Genomic DNA, 10,410 nt, shown 5'->3' with positions numbered 1-10,410 from the left:
AGGCAGACCGGGCGGGCGTCGGTGAGCATGTAGGCGAGACGGTCGGCCGGGTAGCCGGTGTCCAGGGGCAGGTAGGCGGCGTCCGAGCGGTGGACGGCGAGCAGGGCGACCATGAGGGCGACGGAACGTGGCAGGGCCACGGCGACGACGGCCTCCGCCCGCGCCCCGTGCGCGGCGAGCGTGTTCGCCAATTTCTCGACGCGCAGGTCGAGTTCGGCGTAGGTGAGGGCGGTGTCCTCGAAGACGACCGCCATGGCCTCGGGGGTGCGGGCGACCTGGCAGCGGAACTGCTCGGGCAGGGTGAGGTCGGGGACGGTCCGGGTGGTGGCGTTCCAGTCGGTGAGGACGAGGGCGCGTTCCTCGTCGCGGAGGATGTCGAGGGCGCCGATGCGACGGTCGGGGTCGCGGGCTGTCTGGGCGAGCAGTGATTCCAGGCGCTGGGCGAGGAGTTCGGCGGTCGACTCGTCGAAGAGGTCGGCGCTGTACTCGATCCAGCACCGCATGCCGTCCGCGCCCTGCTCGACGAAGTCGAAGCTGAGGTCGAACTTGGCGCCCTGCTGGCCGAGTTCCTCGCGGCGCGCGGTCAGTCCGGGCAGGGCGGGGGTGGTGCCCTCGTCGTCGAGGTGGACGACCATCACCTGGAACAGCGGGTGCCGGGCCAGCGAGCGGGCCGGGTTGACCGCCTCGACCAGGCGCTCGAAGGGCAGGTCCTGGTGCTCGTAGGCGGCGAGGTCGGTGTCCCGGACGCGGGCGAGCAGCTCGGCGAACGTCGGGTCGCCGGACAGATCGGTGCGCAGGACAAGGGTGTTGACGAAGAACCCGACCAGGTCTTCGAGCTGCTCGTCGGCCCGCCCGGAGATCGGTGCGCCGAGCGGGATGTCGTCCCCGGCGCCGAGCCGGTACAGCAGCGCGGCGACGGCGGCCTGGGTGACCATGAACATACTGACGCCGTGGCGGCGGGCCAACGCGCGCAGTTCCGACGTCCGTCGGGCATCGAGTGTCAGGCCGACGGCGCCGCCCCGGTGGCTGCTCTCCAGTGGGCGGGGGCGGTCGACGGGCAGTGCGAGTTCGTCGGGGAGGCCCGCCAAGGTGTCCTGCCAGTAGGCGAGTTGGCGGGACTGGCGGCTGTCCGGGGCGTCGGGGTCGCCGAGCGCCTCGCGGTGCCAGAGGGCGTAGTCGGCGTACTGCACGGAAAGCGGCGCCCACGCGGGGGCGTGCCCCTCGCGGCGGGACTCGTACGCGGTGGCGAGGTCGCGCCACAGGGGACCGTCGGACCACTGGTCGCCGGCGATGTGGTGCAGCACCAGCAGCAGTACGTGCTCGTTCTCGCTGACCTCGAACACATGGGCGCGCAGCGGGAGTTCGCGGTCGATGTCGAAGCCGCGCGCGGCGGCCCCGGCGAGCAGGGCGGGCAGTTCGGTCTCCGTGACCCGGCTGTGGTGCAGGGGCACCGGGGCCTGGTCCAGCACGACCTGGTGGGGGCGGCCGTCCCGCTCGGGGAAGACCGTGCGCAGGCTTTCGTGGCGTACGACGAGGTCGTTCAGCGCGGCGGACAGCGCGTCCCGGTCGAGTGTGCCGGTCAGACGCCAGGCGGCCGGGATGTTGTACGTGGCGCCCGGACCCTCGATGCGGTGCAGCAGCCACAGGCGCTGCTGGGCGAAGGAGAGCGGGAGTTCGTCGGGTCGTTCGGCGGGGACGAGGGCGGGCAGGCCTCCGGCCCGGTCGTCGAGGCGGGCCGCGAGGAGTGCGGGGGTGGGTGCCTCGAAGACGGTGCGGACGGTGAGGTCGGCGCCGAGCAGCGCGCGGACGCGGCTGACCAGGCGCATGGCGAGCAGTGAGTGGCCGCCGAGCGCGAAGAAGTCGCCGTCCGCGCCGACCTGTTCGAGGCCGAGGACGTCGGCGAAGAGTCCGGTGAGGATCTCCTCGCGGGGGCTGCGGGGCGCGGTGCCCGTGTCCGTTCCGGTGGCGGTCGTGAAGTCGGGGGCGGGCAGGGCGGCGCGGTCGAGCTTGCCGTTGGGGGTGAGGGGCAGCGTGTCGAGGGTGACGAAGGCGGCCGGGACCATGTGGGCGGGGAGGGTGGCGGCGGCATGGGCGCGCAGCGCCGTCACCTCGACGGAGCCCGCCGGGACCACGTAGGCGACCAGGTTCTGTTCCCGGACCACCACGACCGCGTGTGCGACGGACGGGTGCGTGGTCAACACGCCCTCGATCTCGCCGGGTTCGACGCGGAAACCGCGCACCTTCACCTGGTCGTCGGTGCGGCCCAGGTACTCGATCGTCCCGTCCGCGTTCCAGCGGGCCAGGTCGCCGGTCCGGTACATCCGGGTGCCGGGCACACCGTACGGGTCCGCGACGAAGCGCTCGGCGGTCAGACCGGGCCGGTCGAGGTAGCCGCGCGCGAGTTGGACGCCCGCCAGGTACAACTCGCCCGGGACGCCGGGCGGTACGGGACGCAGTCCGGCGTCGAGGACGTAGGTGCGGGTGTTCCACACCGGGCGGCCGATCGGCACGCTGGTCGCGTCGGGGCCGATCTCCACGGCCGTCACGTCGACCGAGGCCTCGGTGGGGCCGTAGAGGTTGTGCAGTTCGGCGCCGACCAGGATGTCGTGGAAGCGGTGGGTGAGGGCGACGGGCAGGGCCTCGCCGCTGCACATCACGCGGCGCAGGCCGGTGCAGTCGGCCGCGGCCGGTTCCTCCAGGAAGAGTTGGAGCATGGAGGGCACGAAGTGGGCGGTGGTGACGTCCTGTTCGCGGATCAGCCGGGCCAGGTAGGCCGGGTCGCGGTGGCCCTCGGGGCGGGCGACGACCAGGGTGGCGCCGGTGATCAGGGGCCAGAAGAACTCCCACACCGACACGTCGAAGCTGGACGGTGTCTTCTGCAACACCCGGTCGGCGGCGGTGAGTTCGTACGCGTCCTGCATCCACAGCAGCCGGTTGACGATGCCCTCGTGCGGGACGACGACGCCCTTGGGGCGGCCGGTGGAGCCGGAGGTGTAGATGACGTACGCGGGGTGCGAGGGGTCGTAGGACGTGGGGAGTTGGGCCTCGGGACCGGTCGGCAGGGTGTCTCGGACGACGTACACCGGGCGGGCGTCCTCGACCATGAGGGCGAGACGGTCCTCCGGGTAGTCGGGGTCGAGCGGGAGGTAGGCGGCTCCGGCGCGGTGGACGGCGAGCAGGGCGACGACGAGGTCGAGTGAGCGCGGCGGCGCCACCGCCACGGTCTGCTCGGGGCCCGCGCCGAGCGCGGTCAACACCCGTGCCGTGCGCTCCACTTGGGCGTCCAGCTCGGCGTACGTCAGCCGCTGCCCCTCGAAGACGAGGGCCGTGGCGTCGGGGGTGCGGGCCACCTGGGCACGGAAGAGTTCCGGCAGGGTGGTGGCCGGGACGGGGTGCTCGGTGGCGTTCCACTCCCCCAGGACCAGGGCGCGTTCGGCGTCCTCCAGGAGGTCCAAGTCCCGCACCGCGCGGTCGGGTTCGGCCGCCGCGTGGTCCAGCAGTCGGGCCATGCGGCTGGCGATGCGTTCGGCGGTCGACTCGTCGAAGAGGTCGGTCGCGTACTCCAGGAGCAGGACCACCCGGTCGCGGCCGGTCTCGTCGACGAATGTGAAGTGGAGGTCGAACTTGGCCATGCCGGTGTCCATGTCGAACCACTCGGTCGCGAGGCCGAGCACGTCCGGGTCGCCGTCGGGGCGGTGGTGGTAGCCGAGCATGACCTGGAAGAGCGGGTTGCGGCCGGCCACGCGGGGCGGGTTGAGGGCTTCCACCACTCGGTCGAAGGGCAGGTCCTGGTACTCGAAGGCCGCGAGGGACGACTCCCGCACCCGGCCGAGGAGTTCGCGGAAAGTCAGCTCGTCGCCGGACACGTCGGTGCGCAGGACCAGGGTGTTGACGAAGAAGCCCACCTGGTCGGCGAGGGCCTCGTCGGTGCGGCCTGCGATGGGGGCGCCGAGCGGGATGTCGTCGCCCGCGCCGAGCCGGTTCAGGAGCGTTGCGGTGGCCGCCTGGAACAGCATGAACATGCTGGTCCCGGTGGCGGTGGTGAGATCGCGCAGGGCGTGGCCGGTGGCGGCGGACAGTTCGAGGCGGACCTTGCCGCCGTGACCGGTCGGCTCGGTCGGGCGCGGTCGGTCGGCGGGCAGGGCGAGTTCGTCGGGCAGCCCGCGCAACGCGTCGGCCCAGTGGGCGAGTTGGGCCTCGCCGGTGCGGGCGAGGAGGTCGTCCTGCCAGAGAGTGTAGTCGGCGTACTGCACCGGCAGCGGCGCCCAGTCGGGAGCACGTCCCTCGCGGCGGGCCGCGTAGGCGGTGTCGAGATCGGCGAGGAAGGGGCGGTCGGACCACTCGTCGGTGGTGATGTGGTGCAGGACGACGGCCACCACCTGCTCGTCGAATCCGAGCCTGAACACCTCGCAGCGCAGCGGGAGTTCGGTGGTGAGGTCGAAGGGGCGGCGCTGGGCGGATTCGATCAGCGCGGGCAGTTCGTCCTCGGCGCAGTCGACGACCGTGCAGGCCGGGACCGCCGCGTCGGCGGGGACGATCCGCTGGTACGGCTCGCCCTCGTGGGTCGGGAACACCGTCCGCAGGGCCTCGTGCCGTCCGGCGACGTCCCGCAGGGCGGCTGCCAGCGCGTCGGTGTCGAGGATGCCGCGGAGTCGGAAGACCAGCGGGAAGTTGTAGGCGACACCGCTGCCGGTGATCTCCTCGACGAGCAACAGGCGTCGCTGGGCGGCCGACAGCGGGATGCGGGCGGGCCGGTCCGCGACCGGGGTGACCGCCGGACGGGCCGGGCTCGCCGCGTCCGCACGACCCGCGAGCAGGGCGGGAGTCGGGGCCTCGAAGAGGTCACGGATGGCTAGTTCGGCGCCCAGTTCGGTGCGGGCGCGGCTGACCAGCCGGGTGGCGAGGAGTGAATGCCCGCCCAGGTCGAAGAAGTTGTCCTCGGCGCCGACCTCCGGCAGGCCCAGCACCTCGGCGAACAGGCGGCAGAGCACCTCTTCCTGCGGGGTGCGCGGGCCGCGTCCGCCGCCGAGGGCGACGGCGGGTTCGGCGTCGGGCAGGGCGCGGACATCGAGCTTGCCGTTGGCGTTCATGGGCAGGCCGTCGACGGTGACGAAGGCCGACGGGACCATGTAGTCGGGCAGTTCGCGGCCCAGATCCTCACGCAGCCGCCGTACGAGCGCGCTCGCCTCGCGGGCGGCGGTGGGGTCGTTGGCGTAGGGGTGGGTACCGCCGCGGGGCTTGAACAGGCCGCCGGTCAGACGGAGTTCGGACGCCTTCAGGAAGACGGCGTCATACGTCCCCTGCTGCTCCGACCAGGTCGTCAGCACCCGGTATCCGGCCGCCGTACCCAGCTCGTGCAGATGCTCGGGGTCGACGCCCGTCTCGGTCGTACGGCCGTCGGGGATGCCGGTGAAGCGGAGTGCCTCGGGGCGTTCGCCGCGCGGGCGTTCGGCGGTGGCGCCGGTCGCTGACCAGCCGCCGCGCAGGAGTTCGCCGATCGCCTCGGCGGACGCCCAGTCGCCGCGCAGGAGTTCGCCGATGGTGTTGCCGGTGGCCCAGTCGACGGACGGAATGGTGTCCAGGCGTACGTCCGGGTCGTCGGCGTAGAGGACGACGTCGTAGCGGTGCCGGGACAGCTCGTTGTGGTGCTGGGCGCGCTTGGTGCGCAGGTCGACGCCGTAGCCGAGGGTGGTGAAGTAGTCGGGGTCTACGAGGAGTTCCTTCTCCAGGCGCAGGCCGCGCTCCACCGCTCGCTCCAGGTCCGCCTCGGCGGTGCCTCGAGCGCGCTGGATCTCGGTGTGGAAGGTGCCGGCGAGCCGCAGGTTGCGGACGTCGCCGACGAACAGGGCGCCGCCGGGTGCGAGCAGCTCCATCAGGCCGTGCAGGACGGTGGTGAGGTGGTCGATGCTCGGGAAGTACTGGATGACGGAGTTGATGACGATCGTGTCGAAGTAGGCGAACGGCAGGCCGCTCAGATCCTCGGCCGGACGGCAGCGGAGTTCGACCTTGGCGGCGAGTGCGGGGTCGCGCCGTACCTCCTCGCCGATCTTGCGGATGACGGGGGCGGCGAAGTCGGTGGCCCAGTAGGCCTCCGCCTCCGGGGCGAGGCGGGACAGCAACAGGCCTGATCCGACGCCGACTTCGAGGATGCGGCGGGGCTTGAGGGCGCCGATGCGGGCGAGGGTGGCCTCGCGCCACTCGTGCATCTCCTCGAAGGGGATGGGCCGGCCGTCGTAGGAGCTGTCCCAGCCGTCGTACTGCTCGGTGAAGACGGCGGTGCCGATCTCCTCGTACTCGTCGGAGTAGATCTCCTGCCACTCCCCCACCTGCGCGGCCTCGGCGGCGGTGCGCTCGGCCGTATCGGCGCCGGAGGGCACGACGTAGCCGACGAGGCGTTCGTCGCGGACGACCACGGCGGCCTGGGAGACGAGCGGGTGGCGACTGAGGGCGGTCTCGATCTCGCCGGGCTCGATGCGGTAGCCGCGGATCTTGACCTGGTCGTCGGTGCGGCCGAGGAAGTCGAGATTGCCGTCGGGGTTGCGGCGGACCAGGTCGCCGGTGCGGTACATGCGCTCGCCGGGCTCGCCGAACGGGTCGGCGACGAAGCGTTCGGAGGTCAGCGCGGGTCGGTCCAAGTAGCCCCGGGCCAGACCGATTCCGGCGATGTACAGCTCACCGGGCACGCCGTCCGGCACCGGGCGCAGCCAGGCGTCGAGGAGGTGCGCGCGGGTGCCCCGGATGGGCTTGCCGACGGTCGGGGTGTCGCTGTCGAGGGTGCCGCCGCCGAGGGTGTTGATCGTGTACTCGGTCGGCCCGTAGAGGTTGTAGCCGTACGTTCCCTCGGTGTCGCGCAGGGCCGTCCACACCGTCTCCGGTACGGCCTCGCCGCCGAGGAGGACGAGCGGCGGGACGTAGCCCTCCAGCAGGCCCTGCTCGATCAGCAGCCGCGCATACGTGGGCGTGACGTTGACGACGTCGACGCGGTGGCGTTCGCAGTAGGCGACCAGCGCCTCGGCGTCCCGCCTCAACTCCTCGTCGCAGACGTGCACTTCGTGGCCCTCGACCAGCCAGAGCAGTTCCTCCCACGACATGTCGAAGGCGAAGGACACGGTGTGGGCGATGCGCAGCCGTCGGCCGCCGGCCGAGGCGATGGCGGGCTCGAAGATCTCCTTCTGGTGGTTCAACTGCATGTTCGTCAGGCCCCGGTAGGGGGTGACAACACCCTTGGGGCGGCCGGTGGAGCCAGAGGTGTAGATGACGTAGGCGGGGTGTTCGAGGCTGAAGCGGCGGTGGACCGGGGTGTCCGGCTGATCGGCCAACTCCCCCTTCGTTTCCGGGTCGTCGAGCAGGACGCGGGTCATCTCGCCGTTCAGCGTGGCGGATACGGCCGTGGTGCTGAGCAGGAGGAGCGGGTTGGCGTCGGCCAGCATCAGGGACAGGCGGTCCGCCGGGTGGTCCAACTCCAGGGGCAGATAGGCCGCTCCGGTGCGCAGGACCGCGAAGAGGGCGACCACCATGTCGAGGGAGCGCGGCAGGGCGAGGGCTACGACCTGCTCGGGGCCCGCGCCACGGTCGATCAGCAGCCGGGCCATGCGGTTGACGGCCGCGTCGAGTTCGGCGTACGTCATGCCGCGCTCGCCGAAGACCAGGGCCCGCTCGTCCGGGGTGCGTTCGGCCTGTGCGGCGAGCAGGTCGGCGATGGTGTCCTCGGGGTCGGGGACACGGCTGGCCGCCGACTCCCGCCGTAGCGCCTCGACTTCGGTGGGAAGGAGGGAGTCGAGTGAGCCGACCGGTGCCGTGAGGTCGGCGGTCAGGCGGTCGACGAGGAGCGCGAAACGGTCAAGGAGCGTTTGGGCCTGGGCAGTTGGGACGAGGTCGGGGCGGTGGGTGAGGGTGACGGCGATCTCGCGGCCGGGGGTGATGACGAGGTTGGCCGGGTAGTGGGTGGCGTCGACGTTGGCGACGGCGGTGGCGCCGTGCCGGGTCCTCAGGTCGGCGAGCCGTTCCTCGGTGTCGTTGTTGCGCAGTACGAACAGCGTGTCGAACAGCTTGCGGTGACCGGTCTCGGCCTGGAGGACACCGAGGCTGAGGTGCTCGTACGGCATCAGGTCGAGGCGTTCGCCCTGGACGCGGCGGAGCAGGTCGAGGACCGGTTCGGCCGGGTCGAGGGCGATGCGGGTCGGGACGGTGTTGAGGAACAGGCCGATGATGTGCCCGACGTCCGGGACCTCGCTGGGGCGCCCCGCGACGGTCGTGCCGAAGACGACGTCGGCGCGGCCGGTCGCGGAGGCGAGGGTGAGTCCCCAGGCCGCGTTGAGGATCGTGTTGAGGGTCAGACCGTGGGCGGGCGCCAACTCGCGGAGCCGGTCGCCGAGTTCGGCGGGGAGGCGGGTGTCGAGCTGGTCGGGGATGACCGGTTCGAGGCCGTCGGCGGCGGTGGGTGCGAGCAGGGTCGGCTCGTCGAGACCGGCGAGCGCGGTGCGCCAGGCGGCCGTGGCGACCGAGTCGTCCTGCTCCTCCAGCCAGGTCAGGTAGTCGCGGTAACTGCCCGGCGTGGGCAGGGCGTTGGCGTCGCCGGCCGTCTCGTAGAGCGCGAACAGCTCGTCGAGGAACAGCCAGGCCGACCAGCCGTCCCAGAGGATCAGATGGCGGCCGATGACGAGCCGGTCGCCGCGCTCCGCGCCGAGGCGGAGCAGGAGGAGGCGGAAGAGCGGGGGTGCGGACAGGTCGAAGCGGCGGTTGCGTTCGGCGTCCGTCAACTCCCGTAGGAGTACGTCCTGTTCGGCTGCCGGGAGGAGGGAGAGGTCCACCTCTTCGAGGGGGATCTCGGGGTCCTCGACGATGAACTGGACCGGCTGGTCGAGGCCGTCGCTGGTGAAGCCGGCGCGCAGACCCGGGTTGCGGTCGAGGAGCGTGCGGACGGCGGCGCGCAGCCGGGTGGTGTCGAGGCGGGTGGCGAAGTCGAAGGTCTCGTGGACGGTGTAGACGTCCAACGCGCCCTCGTCGTACGCCGAGTGGAAGAACAGGCCCTCCTGGAGGGGGGCCAGCGGCCACACGTCGGCGACCTGCGCCGGAGCGGCGACGGCTCGGACACGGGCCTGTTCGGCCTCGGTCAGGGTGAATGCCTCGACACGGCCGGTGGCTACGGCCGTTGCGGTGCCGGCCGCCAGCGCGAGGGCGGCGGGCGTGCGGTGGGTGAACACGTCGCGCGGGCTCAGCTCCAGGCCCGCCGCGCGGGCTCGGCTCGCGACGCCGATGGAGCTGATGCTGTCGCCGCCGAGACGGAAGAAGTCGTCGTCGGGGCCCGCGTCCTCGATGCCGAGGACGGCCGCGAAGATGTCGGTGAGCTGCTGCTCCGACGGGCCTTCGGGTGCCCGGCGTTCGGCGCGTTCGGCCTCGGGGGCGGGCAGCGCGGCCTGGTCGAGCTTGCCGCTGGGGGTGAGCGGGAGGTCGGCGAGGACGACGTACGCCTCGGGGACCAGGGGTGCGGGCAGCGCGTCGGCCAGGGCGGCGCGCAGGGCGGCGGGGTCCACGACCGCCCCGGCCGCCGGGACCGCGTAGGCGACGAGCCGCTGGTCGCGGATGACGACCGCGCCTCGGGCCACGGTCGGGAGTCCGGTCAACTCGGCCTCGATCTCGCCGAGTTCGACGCGGTTGCCGCGCAGTTTGACCTGGCGGTCGGTGCGGCCGAGGTAGTCGATCGTGCCGTCGGGGCGGCGGCGCACCAGGTCGCCGGTGCGGTACATACGGGCGCCGGGCTCGGTGGCGTACGGGTCGGCGACGAAGCGGTCCGCGGTGAGCGCCGGGCGCCGGTGGTAGCCGCGGGCCAACTGGACGCCGGTGAGGTACAGCTCGCCGGGGACGCCGTCCGGGACCGGGCGCAGGCAGGTGTCGAGGACGCGCAGGCCGGTGTTCCACACGGGTCGACCGATGGGCACGGTGGTGTCGGGCGATCCGTCGTAGGGGTGGTACGTGACGTCGACGGCGGCCTCGGTGGGGCCGTAGAGGTTGTGCAGCGGGACGCCGGTCAGCTCGTGCCAGCGGTGGGCCGCGGCCCCGGACAGGGCCTCGCCGCTGCTGAAGACGCGGCGCAGGCTGCCCGCCCACGCGGGGTCGGCGGTGACCTCTTCGGAGGCGAGGAAGGCCTCCAGCATCGACGGCACGAAGTGCATCGTGGTGATGCCCTCGGCCTGGATCAGACGGGCCAGATAGGCGGGGTCGCGGTGGCCGTCCGGGGCGGCGAGGACGACGGCGGCGCCCTCGCGCAGCGCCCAGAAGAACTCCCAGACGCTGACGTCGAAGCTGGACGGTGTCTTCTGCAACACCCGGTCCTCAGGGGTGAGTTGGTACGCGCCCTGCATCCAGGCCAGTCGGTTGCCGATGGCGCGGTGGGTGACGACGACGCCCTTG

Annotated in this window: 1 protein-coding gene; it reads right to left on the bottom strand. The window is 72.4% G+C overall.

What is annotated here, in order from left to right:
* On the bottom strand, positions 1–10,410 hold a 10,410-nt coding region (locus JHN45_RS46225), incomplete at both ends, for a non-ribosomal peptide synthetase (protein ID WP_201055407.1).

Source organism: Streptomyces sp. MBT53, from assembly GCF_016654115.1.
Classification (GTDB): Bacteria; Actinomycetota; Actinomycetes; order Streptomycetales; family Streptomycetaceae; genus Streptomyces.
The sequence above is the reverse complement of the archived record's forward strand: the minus strand, read 5'-3'. Positions and strand labels throughout refer to the sequence as shown.